Source organism: Enterobacter sp. SORGH_AS_0287 (assembly GCF_031453695.1).
Taxonomy (GTDB): domain Bacteria; phylum Pseudomonadota; class Gammaproteobacteria; order Enterobacterales; family Enterobacteriaceae; genus Enterobacter; species Enterobacter ludwigii.
Map to the genome: position 1 here is coordinate 960,995 of NZ_JAVIZW010000001.1, position 25,925 is coordinate 986,919.

General features: G+C 55.0%; 27 protein-coding genes and 1 other annotated feature. Of the genes, 8 read left to right on the plus strand and 19 right to left on the minus strand.

What is annotated here, in order from left to right; translation table 11 throughout:
• Positions 1–58 precede the first annotated feature (58 nt).
• Complete coding sequence (locus QE396_RS04570; RefSeq protein ID WP_309950129.1) at positions 59–928, minus strand: aldo/keto reductase; 870 nt, start codon at positions 926–928, stop codon at positions 59–61.
• Between the two features lie 143 nt (positions 929–1,071).
• Positions 1,072–1,836: an SDR family NAD(P)-dependent oxidoreductase gene (locus tag QE396_RS04575; protein WP_014170397.1), complete on the minus strand. Its 765-nt coding sequence runs from the start codon at positions 1,834–1,836 to the stop codon at positions 1,072–1,074.
• Between the two features lie 264 nt (positions 1,837–2,100).
• On the opposite strand from QE396_RS04575, the gene QE396_RS04580 reads away from it, so the two are divergent.
• Positions 2,101–3,000 (plus strand): LysR family transcriptional regulator, encoded by a 900-nt coding sequence (locus QE396_RS04580; protein ID WP_014170396.1) that lies wholly within the window; start codon positions 2,101–2,103, stop codon positions 2,998–3,000.
• A 75-nt stretch (positions 3,001–3,075) separates the two neighbouring features.
• Here the strand turns inward: QE396_RS04580 and QE396_RS04585 are convergent, their stop codons facing one another.
• The 8 genes from QE396_RS04585 to QE396_RS04620 all read right to left on the minus strand — a co-directional run bounded on the left by QE396_RS04585 (position 3,076) and on the right by QE396_RS04620 (position 8,626).
• Positions 3,076–3,867: a carboxymuconolactone decarboxylase family protein gene (locus QE396_RS04585; protein WP_153852515.1), complete on the minus strand. Its 792-nt coding sequence runs from the start codon at positions 3,865–3,867 to the stop codon at positions 3,076–3,078.
• A complete protein-coding gene (locus tag QE396_RS04590) occupies positions 3,867–4,364 on the minus strand; it encodes a cupin domain-containing protein (RefSeq protein WP_309950131.1) in 498 nt (165 codons plus the stop codon). Before QE396_RS04590 ends, QE396_RS04585 begins: the two co-directional genes overlap by 1 nt.
• Positions 4,365–4,473: 109 nt before the next feature.
• Positions 4,474–4,830 carry a cyclophilin-like fold protein gene (locus QE396_RS04595; protein ID WP_050736893.1) on the minus strand — a complete coding sequence of 119 codons (357 nt, stop codon included), beginning with the start codon at positions 4,828–4,830 and terminating at the stop codon, positions 4,474–4,476.
• Between the two features lie 173 nt (positions 4,831–5,003).
• On the minus strand, positions 5,004–6,107 hold the full coding sequence (locus QE396_RS04600) for an FAD-dependent oxidoreductase (protein WP_309950133.1): 1,104 nt from the start codon (positions 6,105–6,107) through the stop codon (positions 5,004–5,006).
• Positions 6,104–6,787 (minus strand): cupin domain-containing protein, encoded by a 684-nt coding sequence (locus tag QE396_RS04605; protein ID WP_080456927.1) that lies wholly within the window; start codon positions 6,785–6,787, stop codon positions 6,104–6,106. The genes QE396_RS04600 and QE396_RS04605 overlap by 4 nt, the downstream gene beginning before the upstream one ends.
• A 43-nt stretch (positions 6,788–6,830) precedes the next feature.
• The gene (locus QE396_RS04610) at positions 6,831–7,175 is read right to left on the minus strand and encodes a carboxymuconolactone decarboxylase family protein (protein ID WP_014170390.1); all 345 of its coding nucleotides are present in this window, start codon (positions 7,173–7,175) and stop codon (positions 6,831–6,833) included.
• 38 nt (positions 7,176–7,213) lie between these two features.
• Positions 7,214–7,495, minus strand: a complete 282-nt coding sequence (locus tag QE396_RS04615) for a hypothetical protein (RefSeq protein ID WP_309950136.1) — start codon at positions 7,493–7,495, stop codon at positions 7,214–7,216.
• Positions 7,496–7,711: 216 nt separating this feature from the next.
• Positions 7,712–8,626 carry a LysR substrate-binding domain-containing protein gene (locus QE396_RS04620; protein ID WP_309950139.1) on the minus strand — a complete coding sequence of 305 codons (915 nt, stop codon included), beginning with the start codon at positions 8,624–8,626 and terminating at the stop codon, positions 7,712–7,714.
• Between the two features lie 176 nt (positions 8,627–8,802).
• On the opposite strand from QE396_RS04620, the gene QE396_RS04625 reads away from it, so the two are divergent.
• Positions 8,803–9,579 carry an SDR family NAD(P)-dependent oxidoreductase gene (locus tag QE396_RS04625; RefSeq protein ID WP_020882429.1) on the plus strand — a complete coding sequence of 259 codons (777 nt, stop codon included), beginning with the start codon at positions 8,803–8,805 and terminating at the stop codon, positions 9,577–9,579.
• A gap of 25 nt (positions 9,580–9,604) precedes the next feature.
• Positions 9,605–10,633 (plus strand): zinc-binding dehydrogenase, encoded by a 1,029-nt coding sequence (locus QE396_RS04630; protein ID WP_309950142.1) that lies wholly within the window; start codon positions 9,605–9,607, stop codon positions 10,631–10,633.
• Between the two features lie 43 nt (positions 10,634–10,676).
• Here the strand turns inward: QE396_RS04630 and trpA are convergent, their stop codons facing one another.
• From trpA to trpL, 6 genes are all read right to left on the minus strand, one after another.
• The gene (gene trpA / locus QE396_RS04635) at positions 10,677–11,486 is read right to left on the minus strand and encodes a tryptophan synthase subunit alpha (RefSeq protein ID WP_040017647.1); all 810 of its coding nucleotides are present in this window, start codon (positions 11,484–11,486) and stop codon (positions 10,677–10,679) included.
• Positions 11,486–12,679, minus strand: a complete 1,194-nt coding sequence (trpB, locus tag QE396_RS04640) for a tryptophan synthase subunit beta (protein WP_020882431.1) — start codon at positions 12,677–12,679, stop codon at positions 11,486–11,488. Before trpB ends, trpA begins: the two co-directional genes overlap by 1 nt.
• 10 nt (positions 12,680–12,689) lie before the next feature.
• The gene (gene trpCF, locus QE396_RS04645; protein WP_309950145.1) at positions 12,690–14,048 is read right to left on the minus strand and encodes a bifunctional indole-3-glycerol-phosphate synthase TrpC/phosphoribosylanthranilate isomerase TrpF; all 1,359 of its coding nucleotides are present in this window, start codon (positions 14,046–14,048) and stop codon (positions 12,690–12,692) included.
• A gap of 3 nt (positions 14,049–14,051) precedes the next feature.
• A complete protein-coding gene (trpD, locus tag QE396_RS04650) occupies positions 14,052–15,647 on the minus strand; it encodes a bifunctional anthranilate synthase glutamate amidotransferase component TrpG/anthranilate phosphoribosyltransferase TrpD (RefSeq protein WP_014170382.1) in 1,596 nt (531 codons plus the stop codon).
• Positions 15,647–17,209, minus strand: coding sequence for an anthranilate synthase component 1 (locus tag QE396_RS04655; RefSeq protein ID WP_309950148.1), 1,563 nt, complete (start codon positions 17,207–17,209; stop codon positions 15,647–15,649). Before QE396_RS04655 ends, trpD begins: the two co-directional genes overlap by 1 nt.
• Before the next feature lie 25 nt (positions 17,210–17,234).
• Positions 17,235–17,329: a sequence feature (Trp leader region), on the minus strand.
• On the minus strand, positions 17,306–17,350 hold the full coding sequence (trpL, locus tag QE396_RS23490) for a trp operon leader peptide (RefSeq protein WP_106993556.1): 45 nt from the start codon (positions 17,348–17,350) through the stop codon (positions 17,306–17,308). Its footprint overlaps the feature before it by 24 nt.
• Before the next feature lie 127 nt (positions 17,351–17,477).
• Here trpL and rnm point away from each other — a divergent pair, with 127 nt between their 5' ends.
• From rnm to rluB, 3 genes are all read left to right on the plus strand, one after another.
• The gene (gene rnm / locus QE396_RS04660; RefSeq protein WP_251884569.1) at positions 17,478–18,371 is read left to right on the plus strand and encodes an RNase RNM; all 894 of its coding nucleotides are present in this window, start codon (positions 17,478–17,480) and stop codon (positions 18,369–18,371) included.
• On the plus strand, positions 18,368–18,988 hold the full coding sequence (locus QE396_RS04665; protein ID WP_003856793.1) for an L-threonylcarbamoyladenylate synthase: 621 nt from the start codon (positions 18,368–18,370) through the stop codon (positions 18,986–18,988). Before rnm ends, QE396_RS04665 begins: the two co-directional genes overlap by 4 nt.
• Before the next feature lie 96 nt (positions 18,989–19,084).
• Entirely contained in the window at positions 19,085–19,960 is an 876-nt protein-coding gene (gene rluB, locus QE396_RS04670; protein WP_008502809.1) for a 23S rRNA pseudouridine(2605) synthase RluB, read from the plus strand.
• A 35-nt stretch (positions 19,961–19,995) separates the two neighbouring features.
• On the opposite strand, the gene cobO is transcribed toward rluB, so the two are convergent.
• Positions 19,996–20,586, minus strand: a complete 591-nt coding sequence (gene cobO, locus QE396_RS04675) for a cob(I)yrinic acid a,c-diamide adenosyltransferase (protein ID WP_020882435.1) — start codon at positions 20,584–20,586, stop codon at positions 19,996–19,998.
• Complete coding sequence (locus QE396_RS04680) at positions 20,583–21,344, minus strand: YciK family oxidoreductase (RefSeq protein ID WP_020882436.1); 762 nt, start codon at positions 21,342–21,344, stop codon at positions 20,583–20,585. The genes cobO and QE396_RS04680 overlap by 4 nt, the downstream gene beginning before the upstream one ends.
• 250 nt (positions 21,345–21,594) lie before the next feature.
• Between QE396_RS04680 and sohB the strand changes: the two genes are divergently transcribed.
• Positions 21,595–22,641, plus strand: a complete 1,047-nt coding sequence (sohB, locus tag QE396_RS04685; protein WP_020882437.1) for a protease SohB — start codon at positions 21,595–21,597, stop codon at positions 22,639–22,641.
• Positions 22,642–22,675: 34 nt separating this feature from the next.
• Here the strand turns inward: sohB and QE396_RS04690 are convergent, their stop codons facing one another.
• Positions 22,676–22,927, minus strand: coding sequence for a YciN family protein (locus QE396_RS04690; RefSeq protein WP_020882438.1), 252 nt, complete (start codon positions 22,925–22,927; stop codon positions 22,676–22,678).
• A gap of 399 nt (positions 22,928–23,326) precedes the next feature.
• On the opposite strand from QE396_RS04690, the gene topA reads away from it, so the two are divergent.
• Positions 23,327–25,924, plus strand: a complete 2,598-nt coding sequence (gene topA / locus QE396_RS04695) for a type I DNA topoisomerase (protein ID WP_020882439.1) — start codon at positions 23,327–23,329, stop codon at positions 25,922–25,924.
• Position 25,925 lies beyond the last annotated feature (1 nt).

Here is a 25,925-nt window from a genome sequence, read left to right on the forward strand (position 1 = left end):
GGGAGAGGGGTGTTACATTCTCTGCAGAAGTGGAAGAGGGTGGCACGCCGCGTCGCGCTTAGTCGTGGATTTTTACACCCAGACACCCGCGAACAAACTCAGGGTTAAAGTGTTTAACCGCATCGTCAACATAGCCTAAGTCGAGCGAACTGATTTGTGCCATTTCGGCATCGCTCAGGGAGAAGTCCCAGATAGCCAGGTTCTCTTCAATCCGGTTCTGGTGCGTGGATTTAGGAATGACGGTAACGCCACGTTGCACATTCCAGCGCAGAATGATCTGAGCGATGGTTTTTTGATGCGCTTCGGCAATCCCCTTGAGCATTTCATTTTCGTACGGTTTGTGCCTTCCGCCGCCAAGTGGTGCCCAGGCTTCTGGCTGAACGTTGTAATATTTCATGGTCTCGAGCGCGTCAGATTGCGCAAAGTAAGGGTGTAATTCCACCTGATTTACCATGGGCTTAATTCTGACCGTTTCACAGAAGTTGGTGAGCACGTGGGCGTAGAAATTAGACACGCCAATCGCTTTTAGCTTTCCGGCATCATACGCATCTTCCAAAGCCCGCCACGCGCTGAAATAATCACGCATTGCCTGATGCAATAAGTAGAGATCGAAATAGTCTAATCCCGATTTTTTTAACGAGGCCTCAATACCGGCTTTGGCGGTCTCGTAGCTTGCCATGTCCTGCACCCACAGCTTAGAGGTAATAAATAACTCCTCGCGGGTACACAGACCTTCAGCGATGGCTTCACGAACGGCATCGCCCACGGCGTCTTCATTGCCGTACACTGCTGCGGTATCAATGAGGCGATAGCCTGTACGAATGGCGCTCAGTACTGAGTGTTTACATTCTTCTTTATCGGTGACCTGAAAAACACCAAAACCCGCCATCGGCATTCTGAGGTTGTTGCTTAATACTGTATATTCCACTGAAGAGTCCCTCCACCCTGTTTAGACACCATTCAAAAGTATAAACAGAACCACGACGAACCCGTGGTAATCGTCTTTATTCTTTCAAATCGCTGAATACACTGGTCTACACCCTGTCGGGAATAAACCAGAATGACATCTGATTACTGAACCGTATAACCGCCATCAATTGCCAGAGCCTGTCCGGTGACGAAGCTGGCATCGGAACTGCACAACCATAAGACGGCGCGCGCGATCTCTTCGGGCTCGCCCAGGCGACCAATCGGCTGCAGCTTCATGAGCTCGGCCATTGCGTCTGGCTCGCTGTTCAGCATATTTTCGACCATTGGCGTGCGGATAATCCCGGGACAAACGGCGTTGATCTGTATTCCACGCGCGGCATATTCCAGTGCTGCGCTTTTGGTCAGCCCGAGAACGCCGTGCTTTGTCGCATGATAAACGCCGCGCCCGGCAATGCCGACCAGCCCGCCCAGAGACGAACAGTTAACGATAGCGCCACTTTTCTGACGGCGCATTTGTTGCAGTTCATATTTCATGCAGTTCCAGATACCCCGCAGGTTAATCGCGTTGACGCGATCAAACTCTTCGCCGCTGGCATCTGCGGTTTCTGCAATGGGGCTCTGAATACCGGCGTTGTTATAGGCGGCGTCGAGCTGACCAAACGCCTGTACTGCATTCTCAATCATGCGTCTGACCTGCTCTTCGTCAGTCACGTCGCAGACGACGGGTTTCACGGTATACCCTTCAGCCAGTAGCGCATCCGCTTCGCGAGATAACGCATCCTCGCGAATATCCGCCATCACCACCGTTGCGCCAGATTCGCAAAATGCCCTGACGGTCGCGAGTCCCATACCGGAAGCCGCGCCGGTGACCAGCGCCACCTTGCCACTAAAATCATACTTAACCATTTGATACCTCTTACCGTGGAATCACGTGCAATGAAGACGTCTCACGTTGTGTAAAAGTATTCTGCGGGAAATGTGATGTTGTTAAAACTGACTAAATCAAAATGCAGTAATGAGGAATTTTCATAAATTAGATAGACTGCTTCTCGTACAGCGCAGGCGGCCGTCATTTATAATGAACGCCATACCGCCAGAACGCTTTTCGTCTGAAGAGACAGTGTATTGGGATGAATCAGCCACCCATTTTCCGGATATCAGAGGCCCAGATTGGCACGAGAAAATCTTAATGACTTAATGGCTTTTATTGCCGTTGCGCGCGAAAAAAGCTTCACCAAGGCTGCGGCCCAATTAGGCGTGTCGCAGTCAGCCCTGAGCCATACTATGCGTACCCTCGAATCTCGTCTGGGGATGAAACTGCTGACTCGCACCACGCGCAGTATTGCGTTAACCGATATTGGTCAGTCCATGCTGGATGACCTGGGGCCTTACATCGATGGTATTCAGGGTCGTTTGCAGTCCCTGAAAGATCTCAACAGCAAACCCGCGGGTACGGTGCGTATATCAACATCAGATTATGCTATCGGGTCTGTTATCTGGCCGAAGCTGGAACCGCTGCTTAAAGAATATCCTGACATTAGTCTGGAGCTGATTGATGACTATGCCTTGACGGATATTGTTTCCGGGCGGTTTGATGCAGGAACCCGTCTGGGGGAACAGATCTCCAACGGCATGATTTCCGTGCGTATTGGCCCGGATGTCCGTTTTGCCGTGGTCGGCTCACCTGATTATTTTTCCCGCAATCCTCAGCCGCAGCACCCTAACGATCTGATTGATTACAACTGCATCAACCTGCGGTTTCCTACGCATGGCAATTTATACGTCTGGGAATTTGAAAAAGAGGGTAAAAGCCTGAACGTGAAAGTCACTGGCCAGCTGGTCTTTAGCCGGATCTATCAGTGCCTTCAGGCTGCAGTGGAAGGGTACGGCCTGGCGCATGTTCCGCGTGATATCGCAGAAAAGCATATCGCCCGTGGGGAGCTTATTAGCGTGCTCGACGACTGGTGTCCCTACTGGGATGGCTATTATATTTACTATCCCGAGAACCGAAATCTATCGAAAGCATTCCAGCTGGTGGTCGACGCGCTACGCCATTACAAACATCCCTGAAGAGAGACGTTTGTCAGCAACGCAAAGCCAGGCCCCTCATCCGGTGCCTGGCGTTTACAGTTGCGTGGCTAAATGTCAGGCATTATCCCTGCCGGCAAACACCTCTTTAAAGACCGGCATCGCCGAGAAAACATTGGGCCAGCCCGCAACAAAGGCCAGTTGCGTCAGGACTTCGGACGCCTGGGGCCGGGTTAAACCATTGTCCATGGCGCGGTTGAGATGGTAAGGAACCTGGGCCACCTGGCCGGCAGTGACCAACGCGCTGACGGTGATCAGACTTCTGTCCCGAGGCGCCAGTCCGGGCCTGAGCCACAGGTTCTGGAATAGCGCGTCGGTCGTGTATTTCACTACGCCCGGCGAGACCTTGCCAAAGTTTGATTCAACCAGCGTGGCACGCTTGTTTTCCGACTCTTCATCCAGCGGCAGGAAATCCACCTTTCCGCCTGGCAAGGAAGCGGTATCGATATGGCGTTGCGCAAACAGCTGACGCGCGATCAGCGCCGCAGAGGTGGCGTTCGGCCAGCCGGCGTAAAAAGCCAGGTGGGTGATTGTCTCTGAGATTTCCGCAGGTTTTACGCCGCTGTCCAGCGCCACGTTGAGGTAGTGGGGAAGTTCCGCCGTATCATTGCGGCTGATCAGCGCTGCAACCGTCACCAGGCTTCGATCGCGTCGCGACAGTTCCGGGCGATTCCAGAGATCTTTTTCAATAAACTGTTCTGAATAGGCAGCCATTGCTGGCGCGACCTGGGTTACAGCGTCCCGTGAGTCTTCCGGTTTCATTGTCGAACTCCTGTTTTGAGTAGTCTGGGAGACACATCCGTTAATCAATAAGAGTGAAACGATAAGCAGGGCGGTTCTGTTCAGCATTAATGCCCTCCCGCCTGCAGGTACTGCGCATCGCTGACTTTTTCAAGCCAGTTCACGTTTTGCCCCTGCTCATTCGATTCCTGAATGGCCATATGCACCATCGTGGTTTTATCCGTTGCGCCGTGCCAGTGTTTAACCCCTGGTGGGCATTGAATGACATCCCCGGCGTGCACGGTTTTTCGCTCCTGCCCCCACTCCTGCACCCAGCCCGTCCCGGACGTGACCACCAGTGTTTGCCCAAGCGGATGGGTATGCCAGTCGGAACGTGCGCCGGGCACGAAGGTGACATACGCGGCGCCTGCTCTTTGCGGGGCGACAGGTGAGAAGAGGGGGTCAATGTAAGCACGTCCGGTAAAGTGGTCAGCGGGTTCGGCAATCGTCGCGCGACTGCCCGTTTCAGACACGGTCATTTGAGTTGAAGGGGTGGTTTCGCTGTGTGCGGACATACCTGCAAATACCAATAGTGATGCTGCTACAGAGGTGAAACGGATCATCATACTCTCCTGTTGTGAATGAAACGGCAAACCCGGTACCGGGAAAAAGAGAAGGGGATAAATGTGTTGTGATGAGATTTGCCGGCTGTGCCGGAAATACATATTCGGGCGGCTACTTATCCGTCAGTAGCTCAAATCGGGCATTATATTCAGCAGGTGATACGGGCAAGGCATCCGGTTCGTCTAATTGCCCCAGCGTAATTAATCCCGACGCATATCCGTGTGCTTTATAGAAAATCGCCAGATTTCCCCACGGGGCATATAGCGTGATATCACCCTTAGCGGCCGCGGTACCCGCAGGTGCGCCGGCCGTGGACAGGTGGCGAGGAAGATCGCCGATTTTCTCTTCCCCGGCATAATCTTTCAGCTGCAGCGTAAGGGGCAACAGTGCGATAAAGTCACGACTGGTTTGGCTGCTATTCAACGTTGCGGTCAGCGTCTTGTCGTTCAGTATAATTTTTATCTTCATCGGGTTTTCCTGTATGAGTTCGTTGCGCCAGCCGGCAATCGTCTGCAGTCATTGGCAACTATTCTTAACAGAAATAAACCGCGTGTTAATAGGCGTTATCAGAATAGAAAAATGAATAAATTTCATTAATCCGGTCCGGGAAGCAAAATGTTTGTTATCGGCAGATACAGGCCTCAGGGTCTGGCAACGTGGCGTAACCAGTGCCCAACGCCTTCAGCAGCAGCGTCAATTGCGCCGGCCAGATAACCCGAAAATTGCGGTGACCATTCGCTGGCAATCCCGGTTAATTTATCAGCCCATTCTTCCTGCGCCGGAATCTGTTGCGGCTGTGCGTGCCCGACGTCCTGCTGCAGGTCAAATTCTGTCGTCGTAAACGGATCGGCGGCCCAGTCTTTTATCCACTCGGCTTCAGGCTCTGCCGCGTCTTCTCCGAAGAGTCGCACCAGTTGCTCCCGGCACAGTCGCTTGAGTTCGGCCTCGCTCACCGTCCATCGCGATTTTGCCGGTACGCCAATAAAACCAAAGATAGCCGTTTTGCTGGTATCGGGCTCTGACACATCGTGAATTTCAACCATCGGACCCACACGGCTGCTTACGTCGCCGGAGAGATACTGTGACTGCAAAAAGTCGGCCTGGTACAGGGCGACATATTTTGCGTGAGGCGCCATCCAGGTTGGCGTTTTACGCCAGTGTGAAAGTATCTGCTCCGGCAATGCCGGCTCGAACGTCATTTTTGCTGCCAGCGCGGGAGGCAGGGCGAGGAAAACGTGTTCACCGGTGAAAAGTGAGCCTTCGCCCGTTTCGGACTGCGTCGCGACCTGCATACCCTCGCCGAGACGGGAAATAGAAACCACCTGATGGTCTGACTTAATCTTCTGCGCCGGGATCTGGCGTGTTAATGCGCTCGTCAGCGTCTGCATTCCACCCTGAAGCCTGAACGACTCCGGTGATGTCACATAGGCAGGATAACGTTGCGCAGGGGACGTCGTCTGGCGTTCATAAAGCATATCCCCTGGTCGCCCCTGAGGGAGAGGCGTTAATCCAAGTTGATGAACCAGGTGTGCGAAGTCAGGCTGAATTTCCGGCCAGAACCAGGTCGCACCCATGTCCACATGAACCCCATCAGGCGTGTTTGCTAACGCCTGACCTGAAAGTACGCGACCGCCGGTTCTTTTCCTCGCTTCCAGTATCACGTAATCCACTCCCGCTTTTTCAAGCAGTGTGCCCGCATACAGGCCGCTGACACCCGCACCAATGATAATAACGCTGCCTTTCATGGTATCGCTCCGGTCAGTGTGGTCGGGCTGAGATGTCCCGTTTTAAGATAAAAAAGTGCCCCAGAGGCGGCGGCCGTCAGCGCCGGCAAATCGCCTTCAGGAAATCTGAGCCAGCTTCCTTTCAGGTAACGACCTTCCGGTGCGCTGATTTCACCTTCGAGAAGCAGGAGCTCGGCTCCTCCGGCGAGCGGAGCGCAGAAGAGTCGTTCACCCGGTGCGATCCTCTGAAGCTGGGTGGTTTCCGCTACGCTTGCGAACAGGGGACAAAGGAGTCTGTGCGGCTGGCCGTGCCAGCGACTCGCCTCGTTGGTATTGATCCTGACCGGTTCCTGTTCTTCTGAGGCGAACTGGCGCAGCTTAACGAAAAGGGTGGTGCCGTCACGACTGGACGGTCGATGCGACGAGCCGTCCGGGCTGCGCAGATACCAGCCAGCCGGATAATCGGTTCCGTTTTCCGTAAAGGTACCGCTCAGCACCAGAATCTCTTCTCCGCCGGGGTGGGTGTGCTCAGGAAAAACAGAATCAGGGGCATACCTGACAAGGCTGGTTGCGCGGGCCTGCTCGCGGCCAATGCGATCAAGCATGACGCGATCCACACCGGGCTGCGGGGAGGGCACCCAGCGGTAGTCATCAGGAGTAATGATGGCTCGCTGTGAAAAATCAGAATTCAGTAACATCATAGTCAGTCATTAAACGGCACCGCAGGCGGTGCCGTATACAGGTTTATTTTGTTGGCAGGTTGTCAAAAACATCCAGAGCCCGGGCGGTGTAGGTTAACGCAGCACCGGCGTTCAGACTGATGGCAACGGAAAGCGCTTCAGCTATCTCTTCACGCGTTGCGCCTTTCTTAACCGCAGCTTCCACATGTACCGCCAGGCAACCATCACAGCGAGTGGTAACGGCAACAGCCAGCGCAATCAGTTCGTGGGTCTTGGGATCAAGGTGCTGATTTTCAGAAGCCCCTTTATCCATCTGCTGTAAGCCTTTCATAAATTCAGGCTGCAGTCTGGCAAATTTCCCGACGGTGGCCAGCAGGCTGGTGCGATATTCATTCCAGTTTAAAAACATTCATAGCTCCGGTACGTGTAGGTTTCAGAAAATGCCCGTTACAGGACGTCGTAAATGCGGATTTCAGGCGCGCTGTTCAGATACGGTTTCAGTGCTTCAACGACGTCCTGGGTGAAAAGCGGACTGCTGAGATACGCCTGTGCCTGGGACACGGTTTTAAATCCGTGCAGGACCTGCACGTCCTCGTCACGAACAAGCAGTTCTTTAGAGGTGGCACCGTCGATGGTGGTCAGGAACGGGGTTTTGTATTGCTGGTAGACCCCGACGGCTGCCGCACGGTTTTCATTACTGATATCAAGGCTGATTTGCAGATAAGCCATCGTTCTCTCCTTCGCTCAGGGTTAAGGCAAGGCGGCCGGATAAGGTACCGGTCTGCTTTACCGTTCGTTGAGGGCGATTATGAGAAAGCCGGTTATCTTCAACAAATCAGTTAATCTTGCGTTGCAGAAAAGAAAAACTATGTCGGACGTCTGAAGAGAGAAGCATCATGCCGGTACGCGATGACCCTTGCCGCATGATGCTTAAAAAAGGGGGAGTTATGGATTGTCAGAGACCACGTCATGAAGAAGCCAGTCGTGAAATATTTTTACTTCTTCACGCATGGCGGTGTGCTGCGGGGTCACCAGGTAGTAAGACCATGTTAACGGCCAGCGATGGTCTGGGTGCAATTGAACCAGTTGCCCGGTTTCAATCAGCTGTTTCACCAGCGCGTGACGCACAATCGCCACCCCCCGGCCGCTCAGGGCCGAGAGAATCACGGCGGAGGTGGAGTTAATATGCAGCCTCCTTTCCAGCGCGCCAGGGGCATTGACGGTACGGAGAACGTCATCCCATGAGGGAAAATTCGCGCCCGGGTGCGGCGTGTCATCGTGGATCAGCTTCTGCGTGGCGAGCCAGTCACCACAGGCAATTTTCTCCGGAGGCACCAGGCGGGGGCTACTGACCAGCACCGCCTCTTCATCCATCAGCCAGGTTTTATTCACGCCGGGCCAGTCTCCCTGTCCGCAGCGAATGCCGATATCCGCCTCGCCGTGCGATACGTCCATCAGCTTTTCCGTGACGTTAAGCCGCAGATCGATTGTGTCATGCGTTTCTGAGAACCGGTTAAGACGCTCCATCAGCCAGTTCATCATCAATACCTGAGAGGCGGTGACGACCACGACAGAACGTGCGCGACGTCCGCGCAGTTTGTTTAACCCGCTTTCCAGCTTGTCCAGGCCCTGCGTAATGTCCTGCAGCGCATCCTGAGCCTCATCCACCAGCGTCAGGCGCTCCTTACCCGACCGCGTACGGCGAAGCAGCGGGTGGCCAACCCAGTCTTCGAGCGAACGAACAAGCTGACCCACTGCGGCAGGCGTCACGCCAAGCTCTTGTGCCGCACCGGTAAAGCTACCGTGACGGGCGGTCGCTTCAAAAGCATGTAGCCATTTAAGTCTGTTCAGGGAACGCATTGCAGGTATTCCGATTTATTCTTTCTTTCAGTATACCTGAGCGAAGAAGATTTTCTTTCCTGTGTCGCAATTTCTTCTCAGTCGTCAACCCTGATGCAGGGTGGCATTCTGGATGCACACGATGAGGAGCGAGGCTTTTCATCAATGACAACCAAATGTTTTAAAAGAGGTTAGCGATGAACGCATCTTTTGCCGGTAAAAAGCTGTTAGTGGTCGGTGGTACAAGCGGTATGGGCTTCGAAACGGCGAAGCGGGTTCTGAAAAACGGTGGCAGCGTGGTGCTGGTGGGGAACCGCAAGGACAAAGCGGAGCAGGCTCGTCAGGCGCTGGCGGTCGACGGGCCGGTATCCATCATCGTGGCCGACCTGATGAAAGAAGAGGGTATGCAGCACGTGATGAATACCCTCAATGCTGAACACAAAGACATCAGCCTGCTGGTCAATGCCGCTGGCGTGTTCTTCCCGAAACCGTTTACTGAACATGAAGCGTCAGATTACGACATGTACATGAGCATCAACCGCGCGACCTTCTTCATCACCCGTGATGTGGTGCGCAATATGATTGATGCCGGTATTAAAGGCTCCATCGTCAATATCGGCTCTATGTGGGCACAGCAGGCCATCGGGGCCACGCCGTCTTCCGCATATTCCATGGCGAAAGCCGGCCTGCATGCGTGGACCAAAAACCTGGCTATTGAGCTGGGCGGGAAAGGCATTCGCGTCAATGCCGTGTCTCCGGCCGTTGTTCACACGCCAATTTATGAAGGCTTCATCCCGAAAGACGATGTAAAAGAGGTGATGAACAGCTTCGACAGCTTCCATCCGATTGGCCGCGTGGGTACGCCGGGCGATGTGGCTGAAACGGTTGCCTTCCTGCTTTCTGACAAGACAGGCTGGGTCACCGGCGCAATCTGGGACATTGACGGCGGCGTCATGGCTGGCCGTAACGCCTAATACACCGCTCATCACAGGTGATACCGTGAATAAAACTTTTCGTGCTATGCAGGTTTCCTCGCCGGGCATGCTTGAAATGGTCGTCAGACCGTTGCCCGAGCCGGGGCCCGAGGACGTACTGATCAAAATTGAGGTATGCGGCGTTTGCGGTGCCGATCTTCAGGACGCGGAGAAGGTACCGGAAGCGGGGCAGCCCGGGCGCATTCCGGGCCATGAAATTGTGGGCCACATTACCCGGATAGGAGATGCAGTTCCCGGGATCTGGCACACCGGTCAGCGCGTGGGCGTCGGGCGTCTTGGGGGATATTGCCAGCATTGCCCGCCTTGCCGTAACGGGCTTTTTCACCTGTGTGAAAATCAGCTAACGCCGGGGCTGAGCTGTGACGGAGGTTACGCCGAGTATGTTGTTATCCGCCATACCGCGCTGATTGCCATTCCTTCAGCGCTCACTTCCGTTCACGCGGCCCCGATCTTATGCGCCGGTACGGCAACCTTTAACGCGTTGCGTCAATCCGGTGCCAGCGCGGGAGACAGGGTGGCTATTCTCGGTATTGGTGGCTTAGGCCATATGGCGATTCAGTACGCCCGGAGGATGGGGTTTGAGGTTATCGTGATTGCGCGCGGCAGTGAAAAGGCGCATGACGCTTTACAGCTGGGCGCCCATCACTATATCGATGCGCAGACGGAAAACGCGGCGGAACGGCTGAGAGCGGAAGGCGGCGTCGAGATTATTGTGGCCACTGCCCCGGATGCAGACGCGGTTTCAGCGTTATTGCCAGCCCTGGCCCCCAGAGGAAAAGCGATCCTGTTGGGTGCCGGACGCACACCGTTGCAGGTCATGCCGGGTATGATGATTGGCGCGGAACGCACCCTGACAGGTTCATTTGTCAGCACCCCGTCGCAAACCGAACGCGCGCTGCGTTTCAGCCACCTCTTTCAGACGCTGCCAGTCACAGAGCTGATGCCCTTTGAACAGGCAAATGAGGCGCTCGACAGGTTACGGCAGGGAAAGGCGCGCTACCGGATAGTGCTTACGATGAACCCGGATAACTGATCGGCAGAAACACCGTCTGGCGGGGAGCCAGACGGTGGAGAGGTTACGCTTTACGCGTTGCCGCTTTCATTGCGCTCACAAACGTTTTCAGCTCAGCCAGCATTTGCTCTGGCTTGTCCACGTTCTTCTCAATGATTTTAACGATAGCGGAGCCTGAAATTGCACCGGCTGCGTTAGCGTCAATTGCCGCGGTGACCTGATCGGGAGATGAAATCCCAAAGCCCTGCAGCGGAGGGGCCGCGTGGTATTCAGCCAGCTTCTCGACCAGATGATGCAGAGGCAGCGCCGCTTTGTTCTCCGCGCCGGTTACACCCGCACGGGAGAGCAGGTAGGTATACCCGCGACCATAAGAGGCAATCTGGCGCAGCAGTTCATCATCGGCGTTTGGTGGGCAGATGAAGATAGGTGCCACGTTATGGCGCATCGCCGCCTGGCGGAACGGCGCAGATTCTTCAACCGGTACGTCTGCCACCAGCACCGAGTCAACGCCCACGCGCGCGCATTCTGCATAAAAGGTATCAATACCGCGACTGAAGACCAGGTTAGCATACATCAACAGGCCAATCGGAATGGTCGGGTGCTTCTGGCGGATAGCGGCCAGCATCTCAAAACATTGCCCCGGGGTGACACCCGCCGCGAATGCCCGCAGCGTTGCGTTCTGGATAGTCGGGCCATCGGCCAGAGGATCGGAAAACGGAATACCCAGCTCCAGCGCATCGGCACCGGCCTCAATCAGGGTGTCGATAATTTTCAGCGACTGCTCAGGACCCGGATCACCCAGCGTCACGAAGGGAACGAACGCGCCTTCCTGGCGAGATTTCAGTGATGCAAATGCGTTATCGTAGCGTTCCATCAGATTTCCCCTCGTGCTTTCAAAATATCGTGAACGGTGAAGATGTCTTTATCACCGCGACCGGAAAGGTTAACCACCAGCAGTTGCTCTTTTTCCGGGTTCTCTTTCATCATTTTTAGCGCATGCGCCAGGGCGTGAGAGGACTCCAGGGCAGGAATGATCCCTTCGTGGCGACAGAGCGTTTTAAACGCCTCCAGGGCTTCGTCATCGGTAATGGAAACGTAGTCCGCACGACCGGTACTGTTCAGGAAGGCATGCTGAGGCCCAACGGAAGGGAAATCCAGGCCTGCCGAGATAGAGTATGACTCTTCAATCTGGCCGTCATCGGTCTGCATCATCGGTGCTTTCATACCGAAGTAGATCCCAACGCGACCATGTTTCAACGGTGCGCCGTGCTCACCGGTTTCAATTCCGTGGCCTGCAGGTTCAACGCCAATCAGCCCGACGCTGGTTTCGTCGATGAAATCAGCGAACATGCCGATAGCGTTAGAGCCACCGCCAACGCAGGCGATCACCGCATCCGGCAGGCGACCCTCTTTTTCCAGGATCTGCGCTTTGGTCTCTTCGCCAATCATGCGCTGGAATTCACGCACAATCGTCGGGAACGGGTGCGGGCCTGCAGCGGTGCCAAGCATATAGTGCGCGGTTTCATAGCTGCCAGACCAGTCGCGCAGCGCTTCGTTACACGCATCCTTCAGCGTCGCGGAGCCGCTGTGCACCGGGATCACTTCAGCGCCCATCAGACGCATACGGAATACGTTAGGTGACTGGCGCTCAACGTCTTTTGCGCCCATGTAGATGCGGCATTTCAGACCGAGAAGGGCGCTGGCAAGGGCTGATGCCACCCCGTGCTGGCCTGCGCCAGTTTCAGCGATGATTTCGGTTTTACCCATCCGTTTTGCAAGCAGCGCCTGACCCAACACCTGGTTGGTTTTATGCGCGCCGCCGTGCAGCAAATCTTCACGCTTAAGATACAGCGTAGTTTTGGTGCCTTCGGTCAGGTTACGGCATTTCGTCAGGGCCGTTGGACGGCCAGCGTAGTTTTTCAGCAGGTCGGTAAACTCAGCCTGAAACGCCGGATCTTTCTGCGCGCTCACGAACGCTTCTTCCAGCTGGCGCAGGGCGGGCATCAGGATTTGCGGGACGTACATCCCGCCGAACTCACCAAAATAGGGGTTTAGTAATGTCGTCATCTTCTCTTCCTTAATATGCACGCAGAGTTTTAAATACCGAGGCCAGCTTACTGGCATCTTTGATGCCCGGTTGCGACTCTACGCCTGAATTGAAATCGAGGCCCGCGCAGCCCGCTTTGGCGGCTTCCACGCAGTTATCCGGGCTAAGTCCACCCGCCAGCAAAACATTGTCCAGCACTTCGCCGTGCAACAGGGACCAGTCAAAACGCTGTCCCGTGCCGCCCTGGCCATTATCGAGTACGTATTTATCAACATGATTCAGGTTACGCTCAGGCAACCTGTCGCCCACGCTCTGCGCTTTCCAGATTTGCACCTGAGGTGCCAGTGCGCTGCGCAGGGCATCGATATAGGCCTGATCTTCGTTGCCATGAAGCTGCACCGCATGCAGAGATAACGCTTCGGCTTTGGCTACCACGTCGGCGATATCCGCGTTGCGAAAGACCCCCACATAGCTGAGTGGCGCTGCCGTCATCACCTGACGCGCCTGCGCTTCGGTCACCACGCGAGGGGAGGAGGCGACAAAAATCAGCCCGCCGTAAATCGCACCGGCTTCATACGCGGCCAGGGCATCCTCTTCACGGGTTAAGCCGCACACTTTGTTTTCACCCAACAGTACGCGGAGCACCGCGGCATTGAGATCGTCATGTTCCATCATTGCTGAACCAATCAGGAAACCGTTGGCGAAATGGCTCAGCTCGCGGACCTGTGCGTAGCTGTTAATACCGGATTCACTGATCACGGTGACGCCAGAGCCCAGACGCGGCGCCAGCTGGCGCGTGCGGTTCAGGTCAATCGACAGGTCACGCAGATCGCGGTTGTTGATGCCGACCACTTTGGCTTTCAGCGCAATGGCGCGTTCCAGCTCCTCTTCGTTGCTCACTTCGGTCAGCACGCCCATATTCAGACTGTGCGCAACCGCAGCGAGCTGGCGATACTGTTCGTCATCCAGCACTGAGAGCATCAGCAGGCAGGCATCGGCCTGGTAAAAGCGTGCCAGCCAGATCTGATACGGGTCGATAATAAAGTCTTTGCACAGGATCGGTTGTGGCGCGATCCCGCTGACAACAGGCAGGAAATCGAAGCTGCCCTGGAAATACTTCTCATCCGTCAGCACGGAGATGGCTGACGCATGATGTTTGTAGATACCGGCAATTCGCGCCGGATCGAAATCGTCACGGATAACGCCTTTCGACGGGGACGCTTTTTTGCACTCAAGAATAAACGCGGTGCGTGCGCCCTGCAGAGCATCATAGAAACGACGGCTGCTCGGGACAACGTCATTCTGGAAGCTGGCCAGCGGCTGCTGTGCTTTACGTGCTTCCACCCAGATGGCCTTATCGGCAACGATTTTCGCTAAAACGGTCTGCATTCTTTACCCTCTTGCCGCAAGTGCGGTAACGCGATCGTAAGCTGCACCTGAGCGCAGTACGTTCAGAACTTTTTGTGCGTTGGCTTTGAGATCTTCCTCGCCGTGTAAACGCATCAGCATCGCGACGTTGGCAGCCACGGCGGCCTCGTGGGCGACCTCTCCTTTACCTTGTAATAAGCGCGTCAGAATGTCACGGTTTTCTTCAGGCGTGCCGCCCGCCAGCGCTTCCTGATGGTAAGGCGTTAAACCAAAGTCGCTCGCCTCCAGCTGATAGCTCAGGATTTCACCGTCGCGAAGTTCGGCCACCAGCGTTGGCGCATGCAGCGACACTTCATCCATTCCCCCGCTGTGAACCACCGCGGCACGTTGATAACCCAGCACGCGCAGGGTCTCTGCAATCGGCAGAACCAGCTCCGGGCTGTAGACGCCAATCAGCGCCAGCGGCGGATGGGCCGGGTTGATCAGCGGGCCGAGCACGTTAAACAGCGTGCGGGTTTTAAGCTGCTGGCGAACCGGCATCGCATGGCGGAAACCGGTGTGATATTTCGGCGCAAACAGGAAGCAGACGCCCAGGTCGTCCAGGGCTTCACGCGAACGTTCGGCGTTCATCTCGAGATTGATGCCGAATGCGGCCAGCAGGTCTGACGATCCCGACCGGCTTGAGACGCTGCGGTTACCGTGCTTCGCCACTTTCAAACCACAGGCAGCCGCCACGAAGGCGCTGGCGGTGGAGATATTGATGCTGTTGCTGCCGTCACCACCGGTACCGACAATATCCGCAAACATATAGTCCGGGCGCGGGAACGGGGCGGCATTTTCCAGCAGCGCCGTTGCCGCACCGGCAATTTCCTGCGGGCTTTCACCGCGAACTTTCATGCTCACCAGCGCGGCCGCCAGTTGTTCAGGCTTCAGTTCACCACGAACCACGGCGGAGAAGAGCTGGTGGCTCTCCTGCTGGCTCAGGGTCTGTGCCTGGTACAATTTTTCCAGAACAGGTTGCAGGGTGTTGGTCTGTTCCAGTTTCTGCAGCGCCCAGTCCAGGGTCTGTTCCAGCAGACGCGCGCCGTGAGAGGTGAGGATTGACTCCGGATGGAACTGCATCCCACAGACACGATCGGTATCGTGACGTACGGCCATCACCATGCCTTCGAACGAGGCGTTAATGGTCAGGCCAGCCGGGATGTTGCTGCCGACCAGCGAGTGGTAGCGCGCCACCGGCAGCGGATTCGGCAGCCCGGCAAACATCGCCTGACCGTCATGTTCAATGCTGGAGGCTTTACCGTGCAGGATTTCACCCGCCTGACCGACGTATCCGCCATAGGCTTCAACAATCGCCTGATGCCCCAGGCAGATGCCGATAATAGGCAACTTGCCGCGCATACGGGTCAGCAGTTCAGGCATACAGCCCGCTTCACTGGGGGCGCCGGGGCCAGGAGAGAGCATCAGCACCGGGTTTTGCATGGTTGCCAGACGCTCAATCAGGGTTTGCGCCGGCACGTGGTTACGATAGATAACGACGTTGTGACCATTCGCACGCAGCTGATCTGCCAGGTTATAGGTAAAGGAGTCGATGTTATCGAGCAGCAGAATGTCAGCCATCAGAAAATCTCCTGTGCATGGTGTGCGGTAGCGATGGCGCGCAATACCGCGCGAGCTTTATTGCGCGTTTCGTCAGCTTCAGACTGCGGAACAGAATCAAGAACCACCCCGGCGCCCGCCTGGACGGTGGCAATGCCGTCTTCAACATAGGCAGAGCGGATAACGATGCAGGTATCAAGGTCACCGTGCGCGGTGAAATAACCCACCGCACCGCCATAGCTGCCGCGACGACGCCCTTCGGCGGCGGCGATAAGCTGCATCGCACGGACTTTCGGCGCACCGCTCAGGGTGCCCATGTTCATGCAGGCGCGATAGGCGTGCAGCACGTCGAGGTCGTTGCGCAGTTCACCCACCACGCGGGAGACCAGGTGCATCACGAAGGAGTAACGGTCGACTTTCGTTAAGTCAGCCACATAGCGGCTGCCGGGAGTACAAATGCGGGCCAGATCGTTACGCGCCAGGTCAACCAGCATCAGGTGCTCGGAGAGCTCTTTGTGGTCGGTGCGCATTTCCAGTTCGATACGGCTGTCGAGATCGCGATCCAGAGAGCCATCGGCGCGACGCCCGCGCGGACGTGTACCGGCAATCGGGTAGATCTCGATCTGGCGGCTGGTGGCGTCGTATTTCAGGGAGCTTTCCGGTGACGCACCAAACAGGGTGAACTCGTTATCCTGCATAAAGAACATATACGGGCTTGGGTTGCTCTTTTTCAGCACGTCATAGGCCGCCAGCGGCGACGGGCAGGGCAGTGAGAAACGACGGGACGGGACGACCTGGAAAATTTCCCCGGCGCGAATCGCCTTTTGCATCTGACGCACCACGGCACCGTACTGATCGTCGGTCTGGTTAACCTCACAGGTCATCTTCTCTACATGCTGAACCGGCAGAGCGGGTGGCGCTTCGTTCATTTGCTGTTGCAGCTGAGCAATGCGCTGCTCAAGACGTGTTTTCTCGGTCACGGATGGCGTGAACAGGCTCGCCTGAATACGGGTGTATTTTTTCTGATGGTCGATCACCAGCAGGGTCTCGGCCAGGTAGAAGCAGTAGTCAGGGCAGCGGTTGCCCTGTTCGGTTTCCGGCAGATCTTCGAAACCGGCGACCAGATCGTAAGCAAACAGCCCGCCAAAGAACATTGCTTCGCGTTCATCTTCTGGTACCGAGACCAGGTTTTGCAGCAGGCGGAAGGCATCGAAGACTGACAAAGAACAGAGGCGTGCATCTTCGTCAAGCAGTTGGCTGACCGGCGGGAAATGCAGTACCCGCACTTCCGGGTGACGTTCATTCTCGATGCCCGCTGGCAGGGAAGCGTCCAGCAGTGGCAGCAGCGCGGCACCGTTCTCAGAGAGCGCCTTAATCGTGACAGTGTCACCCAGCGCGGTAATGCGCAATGCGCTGTCGACCAGCAGCAGGCTTTTAAGATCGTCTTTACTGTCAATATCTGCGGATTCCAGCAGCAACGTTGCCGGACGCGCACCGCAGACCTGATGAAACAGCGCGGTTGGGTTGTGGCGATAGACCGCCTCGCAGGTCAGCAATTCGAGGTGTGGTTTGGCTGTTTGCATTATGTTGTTCTCATTTATTCTGTTCAAAAAAAAGCCCGCTTAGTCGCGGGCTGGGTATCTGTTTGCATTTTGCAGACGTGTGACACTGCCCGATAATCAGGATGTGCGCCACCAACCGTGCAGAGTGAAATGTGCTGTCATTTTCAGATACCTTTCTCGTGTGAACTTGCGTACTAGTTAACTAGTTCGATGGCAAGTTGTCAACCCTTGATTTCAGAATTTCGCGCCAAGCCGTTATCATAGGGGTTTCGGATGTCTTTAACCTGCTATGGGAAGTGCTTTGAGCGATACCACCTACGCCGTAATTTATGATTTACACAGCCATACTCAGGCCTCTGATGGCCTGCTGACACCCGAAGCCCTGGTTCATCGCGCCGTTGAAATGCGTGTCGGCACGCTGGCGATAACCGATCACGATACGACAGATGCTATTCCCGCGGCGCGCGCCGAAATTGCCCGCAGCGGACTGGCGCTGAATCTGGTGCCCGGCGTCGAAATTTCGACCGTCTGGGAAAATCACGAAATTCACATTGTTGGCCTCAATATTGATATTGAACATCCGGCAATGCGTGCGTTTTTGCAAGAACAAAAATCGCGCCGCAACGAACGCGCCGAAATGATTGGTGAGCGACTGGAAAAAGCGCATATTCCCGGAGCGCTGGAAGGTGCACAGAAACTGGCAAAGGGTGGGGCGGTGACGCGCGGCCATTTTGCCCGTTTTCTGGTTGAGGCGGGCAAAGCCACGACGATGGCGGACGTGTTTAAAAAATATCTGGCACGCGGGAAAACCGGTTACGTTCCGCCACAGTGGTGTACAATAAAACAAGCTATTGATGTCATTCATCATTCTGGCGGTAAGGCCGTGCTCGCCCATCCGGGGCGGTATAATCTTTCTGCTAAGTGGCTGAAAAGACTGCTGGCACACTTTGCCGAATGTGGCGGTGAGGCGATGGAAGTCGCCCAGTGTCAGCAGGCGCCCAATGAGCGTGCACAGCTCGCAACCTACGCGCGTCAGTTCGGTCTGCTGGGTTCGCAAGGGTCGGATTTCCATCAGCCCTGTGCGTGGATCGAGCTGGGACGCAAGCTCTGGTTGCCCGCAGGCGTTGAGCCCGTCTGGCAGCTCTGGGAACAGCCGCAGAAAATTGAAGAGAGGGAAGTATGAGTCAGTTTTTCTATATTCATCCGGATAACCCGCAGCCACGCTTAATTAATCAGGCCGTGGAGATCGTTCGCAAAGGCGGCGTGATTGTCTACCCGACCGATTCTGGCTATGCGCTGGGCTGTAAAATTGAAGACAAAGGGGCGATGGAGCGCATTTGCCGCATTCGTCAGCTGCCGGACGGCCATAACTTTACCCTGATGTGCCGCGATCTTTCTGAACTGTCGACCTACGCGTATGTCGATAACGTGGCGTTTCGTCTGATCAAAAATAACACGCCGGGCAACTACACCTTTATTCTTAAAGGAACCAAGGAAGTGCCGCGCCGACTGTTACAGGAAAAGCGTAAAACCATCGGGATGCGCGTACCGTCCAACCCGATTGCGCAGGCGCTGCTGGAAACCCTCGGCGAGCCGATGCTTTCGACTTCTTTAATGTTGCCTGGCAGCGAGTTCACCGAATCCGATCCCGAAGAGATTAAAGACCGTCTGGAAAAGGTGGTCGAGTTAATTATTCATGGTGGCTACCTTGGTCAGCAGCCAACCACCGTTGTTGACTTAACCGAAGATGCGCCAGAAGTGATTCGTGAAGGCGTGGGTGATGTTAAGCCTTTCTTGTAAGGGTGTAAGCAGATATACTACGCGGCCATCAAAGCAGGGCTGAGCCCTCTTTTGACCTGATTCGACGCCTGTGAAGGCGACACCTGAGGAAGCTCAATGAGCGAGAAGTTACAGAAAGTGCTGGCGCGTGCCGGCCACGGTTCACGCCGTGAAATCGAAGCCATTATTGAAGCGGGTCGCGTGAGTGTGGACGGTAAAATCGCCACGCTGGGTGACCGCGTAGAAATCGTACCGGGATTGAAGATCCGCATCGACGGTCATCTTATCTCCGTGAAAGAGTCCGCTGAGCAGATTTGCCGCGTGCTGGCGTATTACAAGCCAGAAGGCGAGCTGTGTACGCGCAACGACCCTGAAGGTCGCCCGACGGTGTTTGACCGTCTGCCTAAACTGCGCGGCGCTCGCTGGATTGCCGTGGGTCGTCTGGACGTGAATACCTGCGGCCTGCTGCTGTTTACCACTGATGGTGAACTGGCAAACCGTCTGATGCACCCTAGCCGTGAAGTGGAACGCGAATACGCCGTGCGTGTCTTCGGCCAGGTTGATGAGAATAAACTGCGCGATCTGTCACGCGGCGTTCAGCTGGAAGACGGTCCTGCGGCATTTAAAACCATCAAATTTACCGGTGGCGAAGGCATTAACCAGTGGTACAACGTTACCCTGACTGAAGGCCGTAACCGCGAAGTACGTCGTCTTTGGGAAGCGGTAGGTGTGCAGGTGAGCCGTCTGATCCGTGTCCGTTATGGCGACATCCTGCTGCCAAAAGGTCTGCCACGGGGTGGTTATACCGAGCTGGATCTGACACAGACTAACTACCTACGTGAACTGGTCGGCCTGACGCCAGAAACCACCTCTAAAGTGGCGGTGGAAAAAGATCGTCGTCGTATGAAGGCGAATCAGATCCGTCGTGCGGTGAAACGCCATAGCCAGGTGAGCAGCAACCGCCGCTCTGGCAGCCGTAACAACAACGGTTAACATAAAAGCCCGGTGATGATCACCGGGCTTTTTTCTTAGTAATCAATACCGATTTGCGCTTTGATTCCCGCGTCAAACGCGTGTTTGACCGGACGCAGTTCGCTGACGGTATCAGCAAGCTCCAGTATTTCCCGATGACAGCCACGCCCCGTGACGATAACCGTCTGGTGCGCCGGGCGTTGTTGTAACGCCTCCAGTACCGCATCCAGCGGGAGATAGTCGTAGGCCACCATATAGGTTATCTCATCCAGCAGAACCATATTCAGGGCGGGGTCTGCCAGCATTCTTTTGGCGTGCTCCCAGACTGCAAGACAAGCTGCAGTATCGGTTTCCCGGTTCTGCGTATCCCATGTAAAACCTGTCGCCATCACCTGAAATTCAACGCCATGCGGTTCAAGCAGATTACGTTCGCCGTTCGGCCATTCGCCTTTGATGAACTGAATGACGCCCACTTTCTGCCCGTGACCGACAGCACGCGTGGCGGTGCCAAATGCCGCGGTAGTTTTACCTTTGCCGTTACCGGTAAAGACGATAATTATCCCGCGCTCGTCCTGTGCGGCCGCAACGCGCGCATCGACCTGTTCCTTCAGACGCTGCTGGCGTTGTTGATGGCGTTCTTCACTCATTGCGAAATCCCTGGTTTACGGCCCGGCTGGGCATCGAAGGTCATCCCCGTTTTACGACGGCTGTCGTCGCCCATCAGCCAGAGATAGAGCGGCATAATGTCTGCGGGTGTTTTCAGTTTCTGCGGGTCTTCCGACGGGAAGGCGCTGGCGCGCATTTTGGTGCGCGTTCCTCCTGGGTTAATGCAATTTACGCGCAGATGGCGGCTTTGATACTCTTCCGCCAGCACCTGCATCATCCCTTCAGTCGCGAATTTCGAGACGGCATATGCCCCCCAGTTGGCTCGACCTTCGCGGCCTACGCTTGAGGAGGTAAAGACCAGCGAGCCGGACTCGGATTTAAGTAATAAAGGAAGCAATGCCTGCGTCAGGAAAAACGTGCCGTTGACGTTGACCTGCATCACCTGCTGCCAGATATCGGGATCCTGTTCATCCATAGGACGGACTTCTCCCAGCAACCCCGCATTGTGCAGGACACCGTCCAGCCGCGGATAGTGGGCGCTAATACGGTGAGCAAGCTCCTGGCACACCGCTGGCGTGCAGGTGAGTAAATCGAGGGTATACCACGGGGCCGGAATGCCGCCTGCCGCCTCTATTTCCTGCGCGACGCTTTTCAGTTTCTCTTCGTTACGACCAATAAGAATAACGCTCGCGCCATAGTCAGCGTAGGTCAGGGCCGCCTCGCGACCAATTCCGTCGCTGGCACCGGTGACCAGAATGATGCGATTTTGCAGCAGATTTTTTTGCGGTTGATAATGCACGGGGACTCCTCTGGCGCGCAGTGACGCAATGACGCCTTCTTTATGACTTTTCGGCTTTATGCCCGAATTAGCATGAGAATTCAATCAGTCTACAGGAGGCATTACTGTAAAATTAACAATTTGCAAATATTTAAACCCCCATGAGGGGATTCCTGAAGCAGGCTCGCAGAGGTAATGTCACGAGCGAGACGCATGGGCAGGGCTGTTGTACACTGCCGTGAAAGAATCGTGGTTAAACAAGGTGGAACGCGTGGAATTACTTTCTCAGTATGGGTTGTTTTTGGCCAAAATCGCAACGGTGGTGATTGCCATTGCGGTGATTGCCGTTCTGATTGTAAACCTGACGCAGCGTAAGCGTCAGCGTGGGGAGTTACGCATTACCCGCCTGAGTGAGCAGTATAAAGAGATGCAGGAAGATATGTCTCTGTCGCTGCTCGATAGCCATCAACAGAAGCAGTGGCTTAAAGCGCAGAAGAAAAAGCATAAACAGGAAGCCAAAGCGGCAAAAGCGAAAGCAAAGCTCAATGCACCGCAGGATGAGGCAAAGCCTCGTGTCTATGTGCTCGACTTTAAAGGCAGTATGGATGCGCATGAAGTTTCTTCTTTGCGCGAAGAGGTCACTGCCGTTCTTGCCGTGGCAAAACCGCAGGATCAGGTGGTGGTGCGTCTTGAAAGCCCGGGCGGTGTGGTACACGGTTACGGACTGGCTGCGTCACAGCTGCAGCGCCTGCGTGAAAAACAGATCCCGCTGACCGTCGCGGTGGATAAAGTCGCGGCGAGCGGTGGCTACATGATGGCCTGCGTCGCGGATAAAATTGTGGCGGCACCGTTTTCTATTATTGGTTCAATCGGTGTGGTTGCGCAAATCCCTAACTTTAACCGCTTCCTCAAAAACAAAGAGATCGACATTGAACTGCACACGGCCGGGCAGTACAAACGCACTCTGACGCTGCTGGGGGAAAACACGGAAGAAGGGCGTCAGAAATTCCGTGAAGATCTCAATGAAACGCATCACCTCTTTAAAGACTTTGTGCACCGTATGCGCCCATCGCTCGATATTGAGCAGGTCGCGACGGGGGAGCACTGGTACGGGATCCAGGCCCAGGAGAAAGGACTGGTAGATGAAGTGGGCACCAGCGATGACCTGCTGCTGAACCTGATGGACGGCCGTGAGCTGGTGGGCGTGCGCTTTACGCAGCGCAAGCGTCTGCTCGATCGCTTTACCAACAGTGCGGCAGAAAGTGCCGATCGGCTGTTGCTCCGCTGGCTACAGCGCGGACAAAAACCGTTGCTGTAAACAAAAACGCGAGGCTCAGGCCTCGCGTTTTGCATTAATCAACCAGGTGATATTTCTCTGAAAGCGTATGCGCCAGGTATTTAAACATGTTAAACACGGCGGTGCTTTTCGGGGTAGGTAGCCCCTGTTCGTCAAGGAAGTATTCGCCGCTGAAAACCAGCACGCCATTACGCTGTTCTACGCCGGTGGCTTCAATGCCCGCCAGAGTATCTTCATGATCACGGATAAGCTTGTTTGCTTCGATAAGCAGAGAGACTCGGTCAATTGGTTGGGTCGTATTGTGCATAATCCACTCCTTAAACAGTGACAATAGTCTACGCCGAGGGCGCTTTGGGGGCAAATTTTCCCTGTAATCTGAGGGGATAAGGCGCAGGAGCCTGGCTGGCGTGATTTGCTTTTGCATGCTAATAAAGTTGCGTAACGGATTTTATCAGGTAGAGTGTGCGCTTTCGTCATTCTGGCAACAGAATTGCTTGACATTCGACCGGTAATTCGTCACGAATCATACGAGGCGTGAGAAAAATACCCGAAAACTCAATCACCTGGGCGTCATTTCTCTGACGTTCGGTAAGACAAAGGGGTTGATATCCCCTGACGCAGTCGCAATATCAATGACGCGTCGTCAGTGGAAGGGAAATCAACGTGCGGCGTATTCCTGGAAGAATTAAATTAGGTAAAGGTGAATATGGGTAAAGCTCTCGTCATCGTTGAGTCCCCGGCAAAAGCCAAAACGATCAATAAGTATCTGGGTAATGACTACGTGGTTAAGTCCAGCGTGGGTCATATCCGCGATTTGCCGACCAGTGGCTCAGCCAGCAAAAAGAGCGCAGACTCTACCTCCACCAAAGGGGCTAAAAAGCCTAAAAAGGATGAACGTAGCGCGCTTGTCAACCGCATGGGTGTTAACCCATGGCACAACTGGGATGCACAATACGAAGTGCTGCCCGGGAAAGAAAAAGTCGTTAATGAGCTGAAACAGCTTGCTGAAAAAGCAGACCACATCTATCTCGCAACCGACCTTGACCGCGAAGGGGAAGCCATTGCGTGGCACCTGCGGGAAGTGATCGGTGGTGATGACAAACGCTACAGCCGTGTAGTGTTTAACGAAATTACGAAGAATGCGATTCGTCAGGCGTTTGAAAAGCCGGGCGAACTGAACATTGACCGTGTAAACGCGCAGCAGGCACGTCGCTTTATGGACCGTGTTGTGGGCTACATGGTGTCTCCACTGCTGTGGAAAAAGATTGCCCGTGGTCTGTCCGCAGGCCGTGTGCAATCCGTTGCCGTGCGTCTCGTTGTTGAGCGTGAACGCGAAATTAAAGCGTTTGTGCCAGAAGAGTTCTGGGAAGTCGACGCGAATGTCACCACGCCGGGCGGGGATGCTCTGCCGCTGCAGGTGAGCCATCAGAACGACAAGCCTTTCCGTCCTGAAAACCGTGACCAGACCATGGCCGCGGTGGCGCTGCTGGAAAAAGCACGCTATCAGGTTCTGGAGCGTGAAGACAAACCGACCAGCAGTAAGCCTGGCGCACCGTTTATTACCTCTACGCTGCAACAGGCCGCAAGCACGCGTCTGGGTTATGGCGTGAAGAAAACCATGATGATGGCCCAGCGTTTGTATGAAGCGGGTTACATCACCTACATGCGTACTGACTCGACTAACCTCAGTCAGGATGCGGTTAACATGGTGCGCGGCTATATCGGTGACAATTTCGGTAAGAAATACCTGCCGGAAAGCGCTAACCAGTACGCCAGCAAAGAGAACTCACAGGAAGCGCACGAAGCCATTCGTCCTTCTGACGTCTCTGTGTTAGCGGAATCGCTGAAGGATATGGAAGCCGACGCCCAGAAGCTGTACCAGCTTATCTGGCGCCAGTTCGTCGCGTGTCAAATGACACCCGCGCAGTACGATTCCACTACGCTTACCGTTGGTGCGGGTGATTTCCGTCTGAAAGCGCGTGGCCGTATCCTGCGTTTCGACGGCTGGACGAAAGTCATGCCTGCACTGCGTAAAGGCGACGAAGACCGAACGCTGCCGGCGGTGAACAAAGGGGATGAACTCTCTCTGGTTGACCTCGTGCCAGCTCAGCACTTTACCAAGCCGCCTGCGCGCTTTAGCGAAGCATCGCTGGTAAAAGAGCTGGAAAAACGCGGTATTGGTCGTCCGTCAACCTATGCGTCAATCATTTCGACCATTCAGGATCGTGGTTATGTGCGTGTTGAAAACCGCCGTTTCTACGCTGAAAAAATGGGTGAGATCGTAACCGACCGTCTGGAAGCCAACTTCCGCGAGTTGATGAACTACGACTTTACCGCACAGATGGAAGACAGCCTTGACCAGGTTGCCAGTCATCAGGCGGAATGGAAGAAAGTGCTCGACAGCTTCTTCAGCGACTTTACCAACCAGCTTGAAAAAGCGGAGAAAGATCCTGAAGAGGGCGGCATGCTGCCTAACCAGATGGTACTGACCAGCATCGATTGCCCAACCTGTGGCCGTAAGATGGGGATCCGTACTGCGACAACAGGCGTCTTCCTCGGTTGCTCTGGCTATGCGTTATCGCCGAAAGAGCGCTGCAAAACCACCATCAACCTGGTACCTGAGAACGAAGTTCTTAACGTGCTGGAAGGTGACGATGCAGAAACCAATGCCCTGCGTGCCAAACGTCGTTGTAAGAAATGTGGCACGGCGATGGACAGCTACCTGATCGATCCGAAACGTAAATTGCACGTCTGCGGGAATAACCCAACGTGTGATGGTTATGAGATCGAAGAGGGTGAGTTCCGCATCAAAGGCTATGACGGCCCTATCGTTGAGTGCGAGAAGTGTGGCTCGGAAATGCACCTGAAAATGGGGCGTTTCGGGAAATACATGGCGTGCACCAACGACGAGTGTAAGAACACCCGTAAGATTCTGCGTAACGGTGAAGTCGCGCCGCCGAAGGAAGATCCGGTTCCGCTGCCAGAATTGCCGTGTGAGAAGTCTGACGCCTATTTCGTGCTGCGTGACGGTGCTGCCGGGGTCTTCCTCGCGGCCAACACCTTCCCGAAATCGCGTGAAACCCGCGCGCCGCTGGTGGAAGAGCTGCATCGCTTCCGCGACCGTCTGCCTGAGAAACTGCGTTATCTGGCCGATGCGCCACAGCAGGATCCTGAAGGGAATAAAACGGTGGTACGTTTTAGCCGTAAAACAAAACAGCAGTACGTTGCGGCTGAGAAAGAGGGTAAAGCGACCGGCTGGTCCGCCTTCTTTGTCGACGGAAAATGGGTTGAAGGCAAGAAATAAT